The sequence below is a fragment of the Agrococcus sp. Ld7 genome, assembly GCF_045064095.1.
Lineage (GTDB): Bacteria > Actinomycetota > Actinomycetes > Actinomycetales > Microbacteriaceae > Agrococcus.
This window is the reverse complement of the sequence record NZ_JBISGY010000002.1, coordinates 38860-56305: the sequence shown is the minus strand read 5'-3', so window position 1 is coordinate 56305 and position 17446 is coordinate 38860. Positions and strand designations below refer to the sequence as shown.

Below are 17446 nucleotides of genomic sequence, written 5' to 3'. Positions count from 1 at the left end.
TCAGTAGGCTCGGCGCATGCGCCCACCGACCGGTCAGCAGTTCGCCCTCTCCACCACCGTCGACGGCAAGCCGCTGCGAGCGACCATCACCGAACTCGCAGCGGGGCTGCGAGAGCTCGTCTACGACGGCGTCGACCTGGTCGAGCCGTTCGACGAGGATGCGCGGCCCGCCAAGGCGCAGGGCATCGTGCTCGCGCCCTGGGGCGGCCGGGTCGCCGGCGGCGACTGGCAGCACGGGGGCGCCACGCAGCGGCTCGCGATCACCGAGCGCGACAGGGGCAACGCGAGCCACGGGCTGCTGCGCTTCGCGCCCTACCGGGTGCTGGAGCACACCGAGACGACCCTGGTGCTGCAGGCCACGATCCACCCGCAGTCGGGGTTCCCGTTCCTGCTCGACACCCGTGTGGAGTACGAGCTGACCGACGACGGGCTGCTCGTAAAGCAGGAGGCGACGAACGTCGGCACCGAACGTGCGCCGTGGGCGTGCGGCGCGCATCCGTACCTCGCCGTCGGCACGACGCCCGCAGAGGAGCTCACCCTGACCGTGCCCGCCGCCCGCGTCTTCAACGCGGAGGATCTCATCCCCACCGAGGAGACGCTCGTGGATGCGATGGATGCGACGGCGCCCGACCTGCGGGGCGGCCGACGGCTGTCGGAGCTTGACATCGACCACAACTACTCGGGGCTCGAGTTCGTCGGGGGCGTGGCGACCGCGACGCTGCTCGACGACTCCGGCCGGGGTGCGGCGCTCTGGCAGGACTCCGCGTTCCCGTACGCGGTGGTCTTCACTCCGCGCAGCTTCCCGGCTGCCAGCGGCGGCGTGAAGCACGCCGTGGCGGTCGAGCCCATGAGCGCGCCCGCCAACGCGCTCAACTCCGGCACCGGACTGGTGTGGCTGGAGCCGGGCGAGACCTGGGCCGGGCACTGGGGGATCGACCCCGTCGGGTTCTGACGAGGCCCTGCGTGCGGCGGCTACTCGGTGACGCCGAAGATGCCCTGCGCACCGCGATCGGCATCGATCGAGACGTGCGAGAGGAACGGGTAGCTGCCCGCCTCAGGAAACTCGAGCTCGACGAAGCCGCCCTGCGCGGGCTGGAGCGCGAGCGCCTGCGAGCCGCCATCACCGCCGTCGCGCGCGTCGAGCAGGTAGGCGCCCTCGGCCCAGGTGGTGTCGAACTGCCCGCCGACGACGTGGAAGCTCGTCGGCCGCGCCACGCCCGCATCGAGCACCCAGACGCGCACGCGCTCGCCGACGCGCGCCGGCAGCGGCGCGTGCTCGTACTGCCGCGCGTAGCCGTTGAAGGCCACGATGTCGGGCAGCCCGGTCGAGAGCTGCTCGACGTCGACCTCGCCGCCCTGCGGCCCGAGGTAGAGCTCTGACTGGACGAGCAGGTAGCTGCGGTCCACCGGGGGCAGGCCGTCGGGCTCGATCACGACGGCGCCGATCATGCCGTTGGCGATGTGCGCGCTCATCGGCATCGTGGCGCAGTGGTACATCCAGATGCCCGCGCGCTCCGCGGTGAACGTGTACGTGAGCTGCTCGCCTGGCCGGATCGTGCGCATCGGCTCGTCGGGCGCGAGCGCTCCGGCGTGGAAGTCGATCGAATGGCCGATGGTGCCGTCGTTGACGAGGGTGATCTCGAAGCGGTCGCCCACCCGCCCGTGCAGGGTCGGTCCGGGTGCGGTGCCGCCGAAAGTCCACAGGTTCTGTCGCACGCCGGGTGCGACCTCGATCACCTGCTCGGTCACGGTCAAGGTGGCGCGGTGGGTCACGGGGCCATTGGCCGCCGGCAGCGGCGGCAGCTCGGCGCTGCGGGCGCGGAAGTCGTGGGCCGGCTCGGCCGAGGGGTCGTACACCGCGTCGGCACCGGCTTCGGATGCGTCGGTGCCGGTGGCCCCGGCGGCCCGGTCGTGGTGGGGCGCATCCTCAGCGCCGACGGCAACGATCGCCAGCGTCATGCCCATCTGCCGGTGCCCGATGACGGAGCACCAGGCCTCGATGTCTGCGGTGACGATGCCGAGGTCGATCGTCGCGTGCTCGCCCGGTGCCAGGCGCGGTGACCGTACGCCGGTGTCCAGCACGAGATCGTGCTCGAGCTCGGCATCCGCGTTCGTGAGCTCGATGACCAGGCGCGTGCCCGCCGGCACGTCGATGCGGCTGGGTGTGAAGCGCATGTCTGCGGCGACCACGGCGACCGTCTGGACTGGTGCCGATGCCGGGGCTGCGGGCACCGCGGCGGAGGCCGCGCCCGGCGAGGCGGCGGTGAGACCCAGATCCTGCGGCTGCACCGCGGCGGCGATGACGACGGCCAGCACGACCGCCAGCAGGCCGGCGACCGCCTGACCGGCGCGCTGTCCCGGCGGCCGCTCGCCCTCGGGAGCGATGGGGCCGCGCCGGCGCTGCGTCGCCGGTCCCGCCTCCGACCCGGCATCCGGCCGGGCACCCGACGGCGCGGCCGCCGCGCCCGGTGCGCCGACGGAGCCCTGTGCCCGCTTCGCGCGACGCTGCGCGCGCATCGCGATGACGAGCAGCGGCAGGAACGAGCCGGCCGCGATCAGGTAGAGCACCGACGCCACCACGCGCATGAGGCTGCTGACCGGCAGCGCGCAGACGACCAGTGCCGCATTGGCGGTCGCGATGCGCAGCGCGGCGCCGCGATCGAGCGCGCGGGTGCCGGTGCGCACGGGCGTCGGCCCGCCGCCGAGCACCACGGGCACCAGGTAGCTCAGCGCGCCGGTGAGCACCTGCACGACCAGGCCGGCGGCGACGAACGGCACGACGGCATCCACCGCATCCTGCACTGCGGCGAAGCCCGCGCCGGTCGACCATGACGCCAGTGCCGAGGTCGCGAGCACGAGCAGCGAGCCCACGCCCCAGAGCACGGCCATGCCCGCCGAGCCGGCCGCGAAGCTGCGCGGCGGCGTCGCACGTGCCGCCCTGGCCATCCCGACCGCGATGAGGCCGAGCCCGGCCGCGTAGCCGAAGAGCCCCACGGCGAGCACCCCGGCCGCGCCGAGCGCGGCGCCGATGGCCGCGACCGCCGCCGCGAGGGCGAGCACCGGCAGCGCCCGGGCGGCAGAGGGGCCGGCGTGCTCGTCGGCGCGGGTGCGCAGCATGGTCGGCCAGAGGGTCACGAGCGTGCCGGCGACCGTGAGCCCGACCCAGCCGAGCAGGTTGATGAGCGCGTGCGACAGCATCAGCCGCCCGCTGTCGGCGCCGGTTGCGCCTGCCGCGAGCCAGGTGCCGAGGCCCGCGCCGACGATGAGGAAGGCGGCAGCCGCAACGTAGAAGCGCACGGTGCGGCCGAAGCGGCCCGCGAGCGCGCCGCGCAGTCGAGCGACGAGGCTCGCCCCGTGCCAAGCCACCGCGATGATGAGCAGGCTGGCTCCCGCGGCGGTGAGCGGCCAGATGCCCAGCGGCACGCCGATGACGACGATTGCCGCACCCGCGTTCGACAGCGCCAGCCGCCAGGTCTGGCGCAAGCGGTCGCTGCCGGTCTGCTTGGTGCGCAGCAGCGCGAACGAGAAGTACTGGCTCCACACCAGGATCGCGTGCGTGGCCGCGCCCAGCAGCAGCACGTGCAGCATCAGCCAGCGCGGTGCCGGCAGGTCGCGATGGGCGAGCACGACCAGCACCAGCAGCACCAGCCACAGCACGGTCGGCAGGTCGCGCAGCGGCTGGAAGCCGCGGGTGGTGGATCGCGCGCTCATCGCTCGCTCCCGCCGAGCCGGATGCCGACGCCGTGCTGTGCCGCAGCGGGCGCGGGCTGTCGCTTCGCGGGGCGCGCGATCGCACTGCCGAGCGCGACCAGGAGGAACAGCAGGAGCGCAGCGATGTTCAGCGCGCCGCCGAGCTGCCACGCGGCTTCGCCGCCCAGTGCGTCGCCGAAGGCGATGCGCAGCGCGAGGCCTGCGTGCAGGAGCAGCATCGGCACCCACATCAGCGCTCGGTAGGGGAGCGAGATGCGCAGCACCGCGGGCAGGATCGTGGTCGCGTGCGCCATGATCATCGAGATCGTGAACCCTAGGAAGACCGCGTGCAGGACGGCGTCGTACGCGGCCTGACCGGTGGGATGCCCGAAGAGCAGGATGCCGGCGGCGACGGCGAGCCAGGCGTAGCCGGCGAGCATGCATGCGGCCATGAAGCGCGTGACGCCGCGCGCCGAGATGGTGCGGCGCGCGACATCGTGCCGCACGAGCCAGCCCGTGAGCAGCGCGAGCAGCGCACCCAGCAGCACCGCGCCCGCGTCGGCGTGGATGAGCGAGACGACGAGCGCTGCCGTGGTCGACCATGCGGCGAGCAGCAGCCGGCCGCCGGCGCCCGCGCCCATCGTGATGCGGGCCAGCTCGACCCGCTCGGCCGCGATCGTGAGCACGACGAACGCGATCAGCCACGGCATCAGGCGGGCGACGGGCACCCCGCCCAGCCAGAGAATCGCCGCGGCGCACCCCAGGCCCGCCGCCAGCAGCTGGGTGAGCAGCGCCGCATCGCGCTGCCGGCGCCACAGCGGCAGGTAGAGCACGGTGAAGGCGGCGGTGCCTGCCACCAGCACCCCCTTCGCGATGAGCAGAGGCACGGCATCGACGACGAGCATGACGGCCGCGGCGCCCAGCAGTGCGGGCGCGGCGAACCCGATCCGCCGACCGAGCGCGGTCGCGCGCTCGAGCGCGATGAGCGTGCCGACGAAGCCGAGCACGAGCACGACGCCGTGCACCTGCGGCAGCCGCTCGGTGGTGACGGGCGCGGGCAGCCCGAGCAGCAGCAGCGCGGCGTCGAGGCCCGCGAGCAGCGCGAACGCCGCGGGCAGCATCCAGAGCGCGCGCAGCGGCAACGTGCGGCGGCGGCTCGCGGCATGGGCGGCGGCACGGCGATCGGGGCTCGTGCCCTGCGCGGTCACGGCGCGTCCAGCAGCCGCAGTGTGCACTGGCTCGGCCCCGAGAAGGGCTGCAGGGTCGCGGTGCTGTCGTCGCCGAGTGCCTGCAGCGCGCCGTCGGCCATGCCCAGGTGCACGGCGCAGACGACCTCCGGATGCCGCGCTGCCGCCTCGAGCAGCGGGCAGCGGCGCAGCAGCACCGTCGTGCCATCGCCGAGCGGCTCCGGTGCGAAGCCCTGGACTCGCATCAGGTCGACGACCGCCTCGCGGGCCGATGCCCGACCGCCCCGCGCAGCATCGCCGGTGACCGACGCAGGGTCGTCTGGGCGCGGCTCGACCGCGGCCTCGGCGGCGACGAGCTCGCGGCCCCACTCCCGCCCGGCCTCGCGCGCTGCGGCGACGGGGTCGTCGCTGCTGCGCAGCACTGCGGCGGCCAGGGCGCTCGCGAGCGGGGCGTACGGCGTGGATGCACCGTGGCGCACCGCTCGCCAGAGCCAGGCGGGACGCCCAGGGCCGGATGCGGTTGCCGCGTGTCGGGTGGCGAAGCCGTCGCGGCGCAGCGCATCGAGGTGACCGCGCACGGTGTTCTCGTGGAGTCCTGTCGCGACTGCCAGCGCCGCGAGCGATGCCGGGGCGTGCTGCGCCTCGAGCATGCGCAGCAGCCGCTCGCGCGACGCCGAATGGATCCGCCCGCTCGATCCGCGCCGGGCAGGCTCCGGAGCCGCACGGGATGCACGCTTGTTTTCCACGGTGTTCATTGTAGTAAATTCGAGGCATGGCCGATATCCAGATCCACCGCACCCACGACGAGGCGACCCAGTCGCCCGCCACCGCCCACGCGTGCGCCTGCGGCGAGCACGACGACACCATGCCGGAACTCGACGTGCAGACGATCCCGCACGCCGTGCGCCACGCTGCGATCTTCGGCGCGCTCGACGCGCTGCGCCCCGGCAGCGGCATCGTGCTCTCCGCGACCCACGACCCGGTGCCGCTGCTCGCGCAGCTGCAGGAGCGCCATCCCGACGCGTTCGAGACCCGCTACCTCGATCGGGGACCCGAGCGGTGGCGCATCCGGCTGCTGCGTCAGGCCTGAGCGTCGGCCGCGGCCCTCGTGCGCTGCCGTCTCGCCCACAGCACGAGAGCGAGTGACGCGACGACGAGCACCGCGATGATGTCGACGGTCGGGTTCGCGAGGGCGGACGCACGCTCCTGCAGCCACGCCTGGGCCGCGAGCGGCAGCAGCTCCGGAGCGCCGACCAAGCCGTTCGTGGTCCAGAACAGCACCCCGACCGCCATGATGAGCACACCCGTGATCACGGAGGTCGTGTGCAGCTCGCGACCGAGCAGGGTGAATGGGCGGCCACGCAGCGCGCGCCGGCCGCGCTCGCCGAGGCGCTGCCAGAGCGCCGCGATCAGCAGCAGCGGGGTGACCATCCCCGCCCCGTAGACGGCGAGGAGCGCTGCCGCGGCGAGGCTCTCTCCCCGAGCCGCCGCGAGCGTCAGCACCGCGCCCAGGATCGGCCCTGTGCAGAATCCCGCGATGCCGCTGGCTGCGCCGAGCAGGATGGTCTTGGCGAGGCCGACCCTGGAGGCGGCGCGCACGTGCAGATCGGCACCGGGGGGCAGCAGCCGTGCCGGGTCGAAGCCGAACCCCAGCGCCTGGGCGGCGCCGAGCAGGAGCAGCACCGCGGACGCGATGAGCACGATGGCCTGCCGATGCGTGACGAAGAGCGCCCCGAGTGCGCCGGCGCCGATGCCGAGCGGCACGAGCACCAGCAGCAGGCCGAGCGTGAAGACGGCTCCGTGCAGGACCAGACGGGGCCCTGATCCCACGGTCGAGGCGAAGAACGCCGGCAGCAGCAGTGCCGCGCACGGGCTCAGCAGCGCGAGCGCGCCGCCGACGAACGCGGTGAGCAGACCGATCTCCACCGCTACTCCGACGCTGCGAGGGCCGCCTGGAACGCGTCCTCGAACACGATGGTTGGCTGCGCGCCGGCGATGGGCTGGCCGCCCAGCAGGAACACCGGCGTCGAGGTCACCCCCAGGCTGAGGCCGAGCTGCTGGTGGGCGGCGATCTGCGCGGCCGTCTGCTCGGAGCCGAGATCGCTCGTGAATCGCTCGACGTCGAGCCTGAGCGCTCCCGCCAGAGCGATCAGAGACTCCTCGGTCAGCTCGGCCTCGCTGCGCGTCGCCCCCTCGGCGAAGAGCGCATCGTGGTACTCGAGGAACGATCCCTGCAGCGCAGCGGCATAGGCGGCGCGCGCGGCGCGCTCGGATGCCGGGCCGAAGACGTTGACGTCGCGCCACTCGATCCGCAGATCGCCCGCCTGGGCGTGCTCGAGCATCCGCGGCATGGTCTCCGAGCTCCAGCGGGCGCAGAACTGGCACTGGTAGTCGGAGAAGACGATCAGCCCGACCGGTGCATCCACGGGCCCGACCGCGAGGGGGTCGGCCTCGTCGCGCAGCTCGACCGCGGTGAGATCGGGCCGCTCCGGCTGCACGGGCTGGGCGGTCACGGTCGGGGAGGGCTGCGCGGACGTCGCGGCGCTCGACGACGTCGCCGACTCAGAGCGGGCGGGGGCCACGGTGTCCTGCGGCTCGCGGCCCAGGCCGACGACGACCGCGATCAGCGCGGCGGCGACGGCGACCACGACGATCGGCACGAGCCACGTCGTGCGTGAACGGGGCCGGGCGTGCGGGGACATGGCGCATCTCCTGTTCGGCGGCGGTCGCAGCGACCAGTCTCTCAGGTCGCCCGTGCTCGGCCCGTCGTCCTCTGTCGCGGTCGCGGATGTCGGCGCGCGCGTGCGGCAGCACCTCAGCGATCGCGCGTGACCGGCTGTCGCAGGATCGTGCGGCGCCTCGCCTGCTCCACCCGGCGCGCGTCGCTCAGGTAGATCTCGTGGTGGCGCCCGCTCTCGCGCATCCCGAGCTCCGGGATGCAGCGATCGTGCAGCTCGGCGAGCACGGGGCCCTCGTCGTCGAACGCACCGACGTGCAGGGTCTGCACGCACGTGCCCTCCTCGAGCGTCTCGAGCCGGATCTCATCGAGGGCGGCGGGCTCGCCCTTGGCGCGCACGGCCGCCTTCGCCTGCGCCGCGAGCGCGTCGTCGATCCAGTCGGGCACCAGCATCAGCAGCGTCCACTCCCACCGATGCTTGTCTCGCTCGGTCGTGAACGCGGTCGCGCTCGCCGCCGACCACAGCCCCTCGAGCGGCATCACCACGTAGTCGCGCGCCTGTTCCCGCCTGCTCGCGAACTTCAGCGCGTAGGCGAGCGGATAGAGCGCGTCGACCGCGCGGGTGAACGAGTCGGCCGTGTTCGGATCCCCGCGTCCATCGATCATCAGGTATTGCAGCGGGGGCAGCTCGACGACGCGGAACTCGCCGGGCTTCGCCCGGTAGCCCTCCAGTGTGCGCTTCAGGTCGACCTTCTGCATGCCCGCTCCTCTCCGCCTGTCTGACGCGACCGAGCGACGACGACGCGCGACGACACGCCCGACCCGACCGCCGCGTCCGAATCGTTGCCGGCTCGTCACCTCGGCCGGCTGAGCACCTCACCATCATCGCGCGCAGACGCGTGTAGCACGATCCCCAGCCCGGCGATCGGCCCGCATCCCGGTTGCGATCGGCTGAGATCTCGGTAGCGTCGTCGATCGTCCGCTGGGTCCCGGATGCTGGCTGTGATGCCGCCCGGTCGACTCGCGACTGCCCCGCAGGGGCACCCCTGTTCGCCGACCGAGGAGATGCATGGCCCTGATCGTCCAGAAGTACGGCGGATCATCCGTCGCCGATTCCGACCGACTGCAGATGGTGGCGCGCCGCATCGTCGCCACCCGCGAGGCAGGCCACGACGTGGCCATCGTGGTCTCGGCCATGGGCGACACGACCGATGAGCTGCTGCAGCTGGCGCTGGGCGTCTCGACCGTGCCGCCGGCGCGTGAGCTCGACATGCTGCTGACCGCCGGCGAGCGCATCTCCACCTCGCTGCTCGCGATGGCGCTGCAGGAGCTCGGCCAGGACGCCGCGTCGTTCACCGGCGTGCAGGCCGGCATGCGCACCGATGAGGCGTTCGGCGACGCGCGCATCCTCGAGGTGCAGCCGAGCAGGATCGAGACGGCCATCGCCGCCGGCACGATCCCGATCATCGCCGGCTTCCAGGGCGGTTCGGCCGATGACGGCGAGACGACGCTCGGCCGCGGCGGCTCCGACACCACCGCGGTGGCGCTCGCCGCGGCGCTCGGCGCAGACATCTGCGAGATCTGCACCGACGTGGACGGTCTGTACACCGCCGATCCTCGCGTCGTGCCGCACGCTCGACGGCTGCCGCAGCTGACGACCGAGGAGGCGCTCGAGCTCACGGCGCACGGCGCGAGGGTGCTGCACCGCCGGTCGGTGGAGATCGCGCGACGGCACGACGTGACGCTGCGCGTGCGCTCCAGCTTCGGCGATGGCGCCGGCACCTGGGTCATCGACCACCCGCTCGCAGCCGAGCTCATCTCCGAGCCGACCATTGCAACGCCCGAGGAGGCCCCCGTGGAGCAGTCCATCGTCAGCGGTGTCACGCACACCGACGACCAGTCCATGCTGACCGTGGTGGGGGTGCCCGACGTTCCCGGCACGGCCGCGGCGATCTTCGCCGTCATCACCGGAGCCGTCGCGACCGTCGACATGGTGGGGCAGACCCACACCTCCGCCGACACCGGCCTGATCGACTTCTCGTTCGCGCTGCCGGGCGAGGATGCCACGCGAGCTGCGAAGGCGCTGCAGCGCGAGCAGGAGCGCCTCGGCTTCCGGACCCTGACGCTCACCGACGACGTCGGCAAGGTCTCGATCGTCGGCGATGGCATGCGCTCGACCCCGCAGGTGTCGGCGCAGCTGTTCGAGGCGCTCAGCGAGGAGGGCGTCACCGTGCACCTCATCGCCCAGAGCGAGATCCGGCTGTCGGTGGTCGTGCCGATGGCGCAGCTCGAGCACGCGACGCGCGTGCTGCATCGGGCGTTCGGCCTGGATGCCGCCGAGGTCGCCACGGTCGCGGGAGTCGCGGCATGATCGCCACCATCTCGCTCCGGTCGCCGCGGCTCGATGAGGGCGCGGCCATGTGGGAGCTCGCGCGCGACAGTGAGCGCCTCGACCTCAACGCGCCCTACGCCTACATGATGTGGGCTCGCGACTTCCACGCGACCACGATCGTCGCCGAGGTCGACGACGAGCTCGTCGGCTTCATCACCGGCTACTGGCGGCCCGAGAGTGCTGGAACGCTCATGGTGTGGCAGGTCGCCGTCGACGAGCGGCACCGGGGCCGCGGGATCGCCGGCCGCATGCTGGACGCGCTCGCTGAGCGCACCGGGGCCGCGGCGGTCGAGACCACCATCACGCGCGCCAACGAAGCATCCGTGCGGCTGTTCTCGTCGTTCGCCGAGCGGCGCGGCGCCGAGCACGACGTCACCGGCCTGTTCGACGTCGAGCACTTCCCGGGCGACGACGCCTGGGAGCCCGAGCTGCTGCACCGCATCGCGCCGCTGCGAACAGAGCCGCGCGAGGAGACCGACGCACTCAACGCCATGGAGGAGGCCATCCTATGATCGCCACGACCACCACGACAGAGGCACCCGCGACAGCGCGGCATCGCGCTGCTCCACGAGGCGGTGCGCCCCGCGACGGCGTGAGCCGACCCTGCACCTGACACGACGAGAGGACACCCATGAAGGTCATCCACATCGACCAGCTCGAGCGCACCGACCGCGACGTCGACCACGGCACCTGGCGCAGCCGCCGCTTCGTGCTCGCCGACGACGGCGTCGGCTTCTCCTTCCACGACACCCTGCTGCGAGCGGGGACGGAGACCGAGATGTGGTACGCCAACCACATCGAGTGCGTGTACGTCACCGAGGGCGAGGGCACGCTCGTGAACCGCGAGACGGGCGAGGAGCATGCGCTCCGCCCCGGCACGATGTACCTGCTCGACGAGCACGACAAGCACACCGTCAGGGCCGAGACCGACATCCGCTGCGCGTGCGTCTTCAACCCGCCGGTGACGGGCCGCGAGGTGCACGATGAGCACGGCGTCTACCCGCTGCTGCGCTGAGGCGGGGCGCCGCTCGCGCGCCTGGTGGGCCCGGTGGGGCTCGAACCCACGACCAGCGGATTAAAAGTCCGATGCTCTACCGACTGAGCTACAGGCCCATCGCTCCAGAATAGTGGCTTGTGCAGCGCCCAGATGCGTCGCGTAGCCTGCGGCTGTCGGCACGGAAGGACCGCTCTCATGACGAACCGCCTCGCACGCTCCGCGGCTGCGATCACCGTCGCCGCTGCCGCGCTCCTGACCTCGGCGTGCATCGTGCCGCCCTCGCTGCCCGCGCCCGAAGCGACGCCGGATCCCGCGCAGACGCAGGCGCCCGTCGAGACGCAGGCTCCGGTCGCGACCGAGGAGCCAGTGGAGACGGCGGCGGTGGAGCCGCGCTACGAGATCGTCGCCGATGGCCAGGACGGATCGACGTGGAGCTTCGAGGTCGCCGACGTGCGCGTGGTCGAGGAGGATTCGCTGGGAGAGACGGCGGAGCCCGGACGCCAGCTGATCGAGGTCACCGTCGACGGGCAGCTGCTGGCCGGTGAGCCCGACTTCTACCACGCGTTCCACGTCTACGTCGTCGATGGCGACGGAGGCCAGTGGGGGCTCAGCTCCGGCACGACGTTCTACGCCGAGGACGACCTCTTCCACGCCGGCCAGGAGCCCGACTTCAGTGGCGTGGGCATCTACCAGGTTCCGGCAGGCATGTCCTACGACGTGGTGCGGTTCGCCACCGACGACGGCTGGTCGCAGGATGTGCAGTGGTAGGCGGCGCGTGAGAGGATCGTCGGCGCATGGCTGACGACTTCCACCGCCCCACCCGCTTCTCCAACGACTGGTTCGAACGAGTCGAGGGCGACGTCGATCCGGTCGTGCGCCTGCAGCTCGCGAGCGAGACGGCGAACGCGCTGCTGTCCCGCGTTCGCGCGGGCGCCGATCCGGAGGTCGTGGACCGCATCCTTCGGGTCGCGCGCGAGGACGGGATCGACATCGTCGCCGAGCTCTGGTCGCAGGCCCGCCCGCACACGCTGCCGGGCACGCTCTGGCGGGTGCACCTGCTGCACGCGCTCGTGACCCAGCGCGCCGACGAGACGGCGCACCTCTACCAGGCAGGTGCGGATGCGCTGCAGACAGCTGCGCCCGTGATCGCAGGAGTGCCGGCGCCCGCGACGCCTGCGGAACTGCGCACGCTCTCCGAGACCATCCTCCGGGGCGTCTTCTCGGGCGACTTCGCCATCGCGCTCGACCGGGCTGCGGCCTTCGCGACCGTGACCGCTGCCGGCGCCGTCCGCGTTGCGCACGAGGACGAGCCGGTGCGGCCGGACCGAGCGCGCGCACGCACGCTGATGGCTGGGCGGCTGACCGACATCGCGGAAGCGCTGCGCGTCAGCGCCGGCATGTGGCGGGCCGAATCGCTCGACTGAGCGGAATGTCCGGGCATTCCCAGCATGCTCGCCCTAGGGTCGGCAGTGACGTGATCCGCGACCGTCGTCCGATCGGAGAAGCCCATGCTCAAGGGCCGCCGCACCGCTGCCAGCGCCCTCGTCCTCGGGGTCGGCGCGCTCGCGCTCACGGGATGCTTCTCGCCGCCACCGCTGCCCACGCAGGAGCCGGTGGAGCCGACCGCGACGGAGGAGCTCGAGCCGACCACCGAGGCCGAGCCCACCACCGAGCCGGAGCCGTCGACGAGCAGCGACCCGGGCGCGGCGGGCGACCTGCCGTTCACGGTGGATGACGGGATCGGCGACACCTGGTCGTTCGACGTCGTCGAGCTGGTCGCGAACCCGCCGTTGGCGTCGGGGGAGCCGGAGCCGGGCACCTTCGTGGTCGGTGTGATCATCGACGCGGAGCACGTCGAGGGCGGCGCGAGCTTCACGACCTGCTTCGACATCCTCGTCGAGGGCTCCGATGGTGAGACCTACGACTACGCAGACACGCTCACCAGCCTGACACCGGAGGACGACCTCTTCTACGTCGGCTCTGACGACTCGTTCTCGGGCGCCGTAGCCGCCGTGCAGATGCCGGAGGGCGTCGATCCCGTGCAGGTCACGGTGCGCTCGACGTTCGGGTACCCCGAGGTCGAGGATGTCGTCATCGACATCAACCCGTAGCGACCGCGGCGGCATGGCATTCCGCTGTTCGCAGTGAGCGCACGCGCCTGCGTGTCGAGGCTCGGCTCGCTACGCTGATGGAGCCGGGCCGCGTAACCCCGGGCTCCAATATTCGCCGCTGCGAGCGGCCTTCCGCCGAGAGGCGTTCGCGGCCCGGCGTCATCGTCTCTACGTCCTGACGCTCGCGCGGCTGGCGCCTTCGTCGCGCCTGCACGCGTGTTCACCGCCCGTTCACCTGACGGGGGCCTCTGGGCCATCGGCGATCCCTAGCGTGGTGCCCGGCGCGCTCGTTCGCGCCCGATGCAGAGCCACTCGGCGCTCTGCACCACGCCATTCGGAGGGAACACCGTGAAGTTCACGACGCTCGGCCGCGCTGCGGCCGTCGCAGCAGCGGGTGCGCTGCTGCTCAGCTCCTGCGCCGCCAATGAGGTGCCCGAGGCCGAAGCGCCTGCCGCGGCAGACACCGAGCTGTCCGGCGACATCGCCGGCGCCGGCGCCTCCTCGATGGCGGCAGCGCAGGAGGCGTGGATCGCCGGCTTCCAGACGATGCACGAGGGCGTCAACATCACCTACGACCCCGCTGGCTCCGGTGCCGGTCGTGAGCAGTTCATCGCCGGTGGCGTCGCGTTCGCCGGTTCGGACGCGTACCTGAAGGACGAGGAGCTCGAGGGCACCTTCGGTGCCTGCGTCCCCGACACGCTGCCGGTCGACCTGCCCGTCTACATCTCGCCCATCGCGGTCGTCTTCAACGTCGAGGGCGTCGACTCGCTCGACCTCGACGCGAGCACGATCGCGAGGATCTTCTCGCGCGACATCACCAACTGGAGCGACCCCGCGATCGCCGAGCAGAACCCGGACGCGGCGCTGCCCGATGCCACCATCACGGCGGTGCACCGCTCGGATGACTCCGGGACCACCGAGAACTTCGCCGAGTACCTCGCGGCCACCGCGGAGTCCGACTGGAGCGAGGGTGTGTTCGAGACCTGGCCGGCCTCCTACGGCGGCGAGGGTGCGCAGGGCACCTCCGGCGTCGTCGACGCCGTCACCAACGGCACGAACACGATCGGGTACGCCGACGCATCCCGCGCGGGCGGCCTCGGCACCGTGGCGCTGCAGGTGGGCGACGCCTACGTGCCGTTCACGGCGGATGCGGCAGCGGCCGCCGTCGACGCCTCCCCGCGCGTCGAGGGCAGGCACGAGGGCGATCTCGCGGTGGAGCTCGACCGCACCACGACTGCCGCGGGCGTGTACCCGCTGGTGCTGATCTCCTACGCGATCGCGTGCACCGACTACACCGACGCGGCCACGGCAGAGCTGGTCAGGGGCTACCTGGGCTACATCGCCTCCGCGGAGGGCCAGGAGGCCGGCGCCGCGAACGCCGGCAATGCGCCGATCTCCGATGAGCTGCGCGCGGAGATCCTCGCCGTGGTCGAGACCATCGAGTAGGCGATACTGGTTCCGCATCCCGCACGCCCTCGGGCCTGCAGCGCGCGTCCGGGGCGATGTTTTCGCCCCGGGCCGTCGCCCTCCTCCGTCCGTCCGACCCCGCAGGGAGCCTCATGACGACCGCTGCACCGGCCGCACCCCGGAATGCCGTCAGAAGCCGTCCCGCCGACATCGTCTTCCGGGCGATCTCCACCACGGCAGGCGTGCTGATCCTGATCGCGCTCGGCGGCGTCGCGATCTTCCTCGTCGCGCAGGCCGTGCCCGCGATCATCGGTCCCATCCCGGAGTCGGAGGGCGCGAACTTCTGGGACTGGGTCTGGCCGATCACCTTCGGCACGCTCTGGTCGTCGTTCCTCGCCATGATCATGGCGGTGCCGCTCGCCGTGGCGATCGCGCTGTTCATCACCCACTTCGCGCCGCGCAGGTTCGCGCAGCTCCTGGGCTACCTCATCGACCTACTGGCCGCGATCCCGTCGGTGATCTACGGCCTCTGGGGCATCGTGGTGCTGGCACCGTTCTTCCAGCCCGGCTTCGCCTGGCTGGCGGAGAACCTCGGATGGATCCCGCTGTTCTCGCCGCCGGCATCCGGCACCGGCCGCACGATCCTCACCGCCGCCATCGTGCTCGCCGTCATGGTGCTGCCGATCATCACGGCGCTCAGCCGTGAGATCTTCCTGCAGACGCCGCGCCTGAACGAGGAGGCGGCGCTGGCCCTGGGCGCGACCCGCTGGGAGATGATCACGATGGCGGTGCTGCCGCACGGTCGATCCGGAATTATCGCCGCCTCCATCCTCGGGCTCGGGCGTGCGCTGGGGGAGACCATGGCGGTGGCCATGGTGCTCGCCTCCTCGGGCGTCGTGAGCTTCGTGCTGATCGGATCGCAGAACCCCTCGACGATCGCCGCCAACATCGCGCTGCGCTTCCCCGAGGCGCACGGCATCACTGTCAACATGCTGATCGGCTCCGGCCTGGTGCTGTTCGCGATCACGCTGCTCGTCAACGCCATCTCCCGCTGGATCATCGCCAGGACCACCGTCGACGGGGGGAGGTAGATCGTGAGCACCCTCACCTCCGCTCGTCAGGCGCGGAACCCGCTCACCGCCGGGCAGCTCTCGCGCTGGACGCCGAGGCTGCTGCTGGTGGTCTCGATCGCGATCGGTGCCGCGGTCGCGGGCCTGCTCGCCGGCGCCTCCGGCACCGACTTCAGCATCGTGACCGTCGCGCTCGTCGGCTACGTCCTCTACCTTGTGTCGGTCACGGTCGTCAGCCAGCTCATCGAGGGTGGCCGTCGGGCGACGGATCGACTCGTCACCGGCATCGTCGTTGGTGCCTTCCTGCTCGCGCTCATCCCGCTCGGCTCGCTCATCGTCACCGTCGTCGTCAACGGCGTCGCTCGTTTCGACCTGGAGTTCTTCACCTACTCGATGCGCAACATCGTGGGTGAGGGCGGCGGGGTGCTGCACGCCATCGTGGGCACCGTGCTCGTGACGCTGTGGGCCGCGATCATCTCGGTGCCGGTCGGCATCTTCACCGCCATCTACCTGGTCGAGTACGGCAGGGGCGCGCTCGCGAGGGCGATCACCTTCTTCGTCGACGTGATGACCGGCATCCCCTCGATCGTGGCCGGTCTGTTCGCGTACGCGCTGTTCGCGCTGTTCGCGGGGGAGGGCGTGCGCAGCGGCTTCGGCGGCGCGGTCGCGCTCAGCCTGCTCATGATCCCCACCGTGGTGCGCTCCACGGAGGAGATGCTGAAGCTCGTCCCCAACGACCTGCGCGAGGCATCGCTGGCGCTCGGCGTGCCGAAGTGGCTGACGATCTGGAAGGTCGTGCTGCCGACGGCGCTCGCGGGCATCGTCACGGGCGTCACGCTCGCGGTCGCGCGCGTGATCGGCGAGACCGCACCGCTGCTGATCATCGCTGGCTTCACGACCAACATGAACTACAACGTCTTCGACGGCCGCATGATGACGCTGCCGGTGTTCGCCTACAACCAGTACGTCAGCCCCGGCGTGCAGGAGCAGGCCTACTTCGACCGCGCCTGGTCCGCCGCCCTCGTCCTGATCCTCATCGTCATGATCCTCAACATCGGCGCGCGCGTGATCGCGCACTTCTTCGCGCCGAAGGCTGGAAGGTAAGCATGTCCAAGCGCATCGAGATCCGTGACCTCGACATCTACTACGGCGCCTTCAAGGCCGTCGAGGGCGTCTCCGTCGACATCGAGCCTCGTGCGGTGACGGCGTTCATCGGTCCCTCCGGCTGCGGCAAGTCGACCGTGCTGCGGTCGATCAACCGCATGCACGAAGTGATCGCGGGCGCCTGGGTCGACGGCGAGGTGCTGCTCGACGGCGCCAACCTCTACGGCGCCGGCGTCGACCCCGTGAACGTGCGGCGGCAGATCGGCATGGTCTTCCAGCGGCCGAACCCGTTCCCGACCATGACCATCCGCGAGAACGTGCTCGCGGGCGTGCTGCTGAACAACCGGCGGATGTCGCGCGGCGACCAGGACGATCTGGTGGAGCGCTCGCTGCGCGGCGCCAACCTCTGGAACGAGGTCAAGGATCGCCTGGGCGTGCCGGGCTCGGGCCTCTCAGGGGGTCAGCAGCAGCGGCTCTGCATCGCGCGCGCGATCGCGGTGAGCCCCGACGTGCTGCTCATGGATGAGCCGTGCTCGGCGCTCGACCCGATCTCGACGTTGGCGATCGAGGACCTGATCGAGGAGCTGAAGACCGAGTACACGATCGTGATCGTGACCCACAACATGCAGCAGGCCAGCCGCGTGAGCGACAGGACCGCGTTCTTCAACATCGCCGGCACCGGCAAGCCCGGCAAGCTCATCGAGTTCGACGAGACCACCAAGATCTTCTCCAACCCCAGCGTGCAGGCCACCGAGGACTACGTCTCCGGCCGCTTCGGCTGATCCGCCTGCCGCCCCGCCTGCCGGCCCGC

At 71.8% G+C, this 17446-nt stretch carries 18 protein-coding genes and 1 tRNA gene; 12 read left to right on the top strand and 7 right to left on the bottom strand.

The annotated features are described in order from the left end of the window. Nucleotides 1-16: 16 nt before the first annotated feature. Nucleotides 17-952 (top strand): aldose 1-epimerase family protein, encoded by a 936-nt coding sequence (locus ACJJVL_RS00480; protein WP_405216048.1) that lies wholly within the window; start codon nucleotides 17-19, stop codon nucleotides 950-952. A 20-nt stretch (nucleotides 953-972) separates the two neighbouring features. Here ACJJVL_RS00480 and ACJJVL_RS00475 read toward each other — a convergent pair whose 3' ends face one another. The 3 genes from ACJJVL_RS00475 to ACJJVL_RS00465 are packed head-to-tail and all read right to left on the bottom strand — an operon-like array spanning nucleotide 973 to nucleotide 5623. After that, complete coding sequence (locus ACJJVL_RS00475; RefSeq protein ID WP_405216047.1) at nucleotides 973-3711, bottom strand: multicopper oxidase domain-containing protein; 2739 nt, start codon at nucleotides 3709-3711, stop codon at nucleotides 973-975. After that, on the bottom strand, nucleotides 3708-4898 hold the full coding sequence (locus ACJJVL_RS00470; RefSeq protein ID WP_405216046.1) for a hypothetical protein: 1191 nt from the start codon (nucleotides 4896-4898) through the stop codon (nucleotides 3708-3710). The genes ACJJVL_RS00475 and ACJJVL_RS00470 overlap by 4 nt, the downstream gene beginning before the upstream one ends. Further along, a complete protein-coding gene (locus ACJJVL_RS00465) occupies nucleotides 4895-5623 on the bottom strand; it encodes a helix-turn-helix transcriptional regulator (protein WP_405216045.1) in 729 nt (242 codons plus the stop codon). Before ACJJVL_RS00465 ends, ACJJVL_RS00470 begins: the two co-directional genes overlap by 4 nt. Nucleotides 5624-5649: 26 nt before the next feature. Between ACJJVL_RS00465 and ACJJVL_RS00460 the strand changes: the two genes are divergently transcribed. Further along, a complete protein-coding gene (locus tag ACJJVL_RS00460) occupies nucleotides 5650-5967 on the top strand; it encodes a DUF2249 domain-containing protein (RefSeq protein WP_405216044.1) in 318 nt (105 codons plus the stop codon). On the opposite strand, the gene ACJJVL_RS00455 is transcribed toward ACJJVL_RS00460, so the two are convergent. The 3 genes from ACJJVL_RS00455 to ACJJVL_RS00445 form a co-directional block, all read right to left on the bottom strand. Further along, nucleotides 5958-6803, bottom strand: coding sequence for a cytochrome c biogenesis CcdA family protein (locus ACJJVL_RS00455; RefSeq protein WP_405216043.1), 846 nt, complete (start codon nucleotides 6801-6803; stop codon nucleotides 5958-5960). The genes ACJJVL_RS00460 and ACJJVL_RS00455 overlap by 10 nt on opposite strands. Before the next feature lie 2 nt (nucleotides 6804-6805). Beyond that, entirely contained in the window at nucleotides 6806-7579 is a 774-nt protein-coding gene (locus tag ACJJVL_RS00450) for a DsbA family protein (RefSeq protein ID WP_405216042.1), read from the bottom strand. A 113-nt stretch (nucleotides 7580-7692) separates the two neighbouring features. Next, nucleotides 7693-8313, bottom strand: a complete 621-nt coding sequence (locus ACJJVL_RS00445; RefSeq protein WP_405216041.1) for a GyrI-like domain-containing protein — start codon at nucleotides 8311-8313, stop codon at nucleotides 7693-7695. 310 nt (nucleotides 8314-8623) lie between these two features. Between ACJJVL_RS00445 and ACJJVL_RS00440 the strand changes: the two genes are divergently transcribed. The 3 genes from ACJJVL_RS00440 to ACJJVL_RS00430 all read left to right on the top strand — a co-directional run bounded on the left by ACJJVL_RS00440 (nucleotide 8624) and on the right by ACJJVL_RS00430 (nucleotide 10961). After that, complete coding sequence (locus tag ACJJVL_RS00440) at nucleotides 8624-9925, top strand: aspartate kinase (protein ID WP_405216040.1); 1302 nt, start codon at nucleotides 8624-8626, stop codon at nucleotides 9923-9925. Further along, a complete protein-coding gene (gene ectA, locus ACJJVL_RS00435; RefSeq protein WP_405216039.1) occupies nucleotides 9922-10458 on the top strand; it encodes a diaminobutyrate acetyltransferase in 537 nt (178 codons plus the stop codon). Before ACJJVL_RS00440 ends, ectA begins: the two co-directional genes overlap by 4 nt. A 119-nt stretch (nucleotides 10459-10577) precedes the next feature. Continuing rightward, the gene (locus tag ACJJVL_RS00430) at nucleotides 10578-10961 is read left to right on the top strand and encodes an ectoine synthase (protein WP_405216038.1); all 384 of its coding nucleotides are present in this window, start codon (nucleotides 10578-10580) and stop codon (nucleotides 10959-10961) included. Between the two features lie 22 nt (nucleotides 10962-10983). Here ACJJVL_RS00430 and ACJJVL_RS00425 read toward each other — a convergent pair. Continuing rightward, nucleotides 10984-11059: transfer RNA gene (locus ACJJVL_RS00425), tRNA-Lys, on the bottom strand. Between the two features lie 79 nt (nucleotides 11060-11138). On the opposite strand from ACJJVL_RS00425, the gene ACJJVL_RS00420 reads away from it, so the two are divergent. From ACJJVL_RS00420 to pstB, 7 genes are all read left to right on the top strand, one after another. Then, the gene (locus ACJJVL_RS00420) at nucleotides 11139-11711 is read left to right on the top strand and encodes a hypothetical protein (protein ID WP_405216037.1); all 573 of its coding nucleotides are present in this window, start codon (nucleotides 11139-11141) and stop codon (nucleotides 11709-11711) included. Nucleotides 11712-11737: 26 nt separating this feature from the next. After that, on the top strand, nucleotides 11738-12367 hold the full coding sequence (locus ACJJVL_RS00415) for a DNA-directed RNA polymerase subunit beta (RefSeq protein WP_405216036.1): 630 nt from the start codon (nucleotides 11738-11740) through the stop codon (nucleotides 12365-12367). Between the two features lie 84 nt (nucleotides 12368-12451). Next, nucleotides 12452-13054, top strand: a complete 603-nt coding sequence (locus tag ACJJVL_RS00410; protein WP_405216035.1) for a hypothetical protein — start codon at nucleotides 12452-12454, stop codon at nucleotides 13052-13054. Nucleotides 13055-13402: 348 nt separating this feature from the next. After that, entirely contained in the window at nucleotides 13403-14500 is a 1098-nt protein-coding gene (locus tag ACJJVL_RS00405; protein ID WP_405216034.1) for a phosphate ABC transporter substrate-binding protein PstS, read from the top strand. A 113-nt stretch (nucleotides 14501-14613) separates the two neighbouring features. Next, nucleotides 14614-15552 carry a phosphate ABC transporter permease subunit PstC gene (gene pstC, locus ACJJVL_RS00400; RefSeq protein WP_405216033.1) on the top strand — a complete coding sequence of 313 codons (939 nt, stop codon included), beginning with the start codon at nucleotides 14614-14616 and terminating at the stop codon, nucleotides 15550-15552. Nucleotides 15553-15555: 3 nt separating this feature from the next. Continuing rightward, nucleotides 15556-16635, top strand: coding sequence for a phosphate ABC transporter permease PstA (pstA, locus tag ACJJVL_RS00395; RefSeq protein WP_405216032.1), 1080 nt, complete (start codon nucleotides 15556-15558; stop codon nucleotides 16633-16635). Nucleotides 16636-16637: 2 nt separating this feature from the next. Then, nucleotides 16638-17417: a phosphate ABC transporter ATP-binding protein PstB gene (gene pstB, locus ACJJVL_RS00390; RefSeq protein ID WP_405216031.1), complete on the top strand. Its 780-nt coding sequence runs from the start codon at nucleotides 16638-16640 to the stop codon at nucleotides 17415-17417. The last annotated feature ends 29 nt before the right edge of the window (nucleotides 17418-17446 follow it).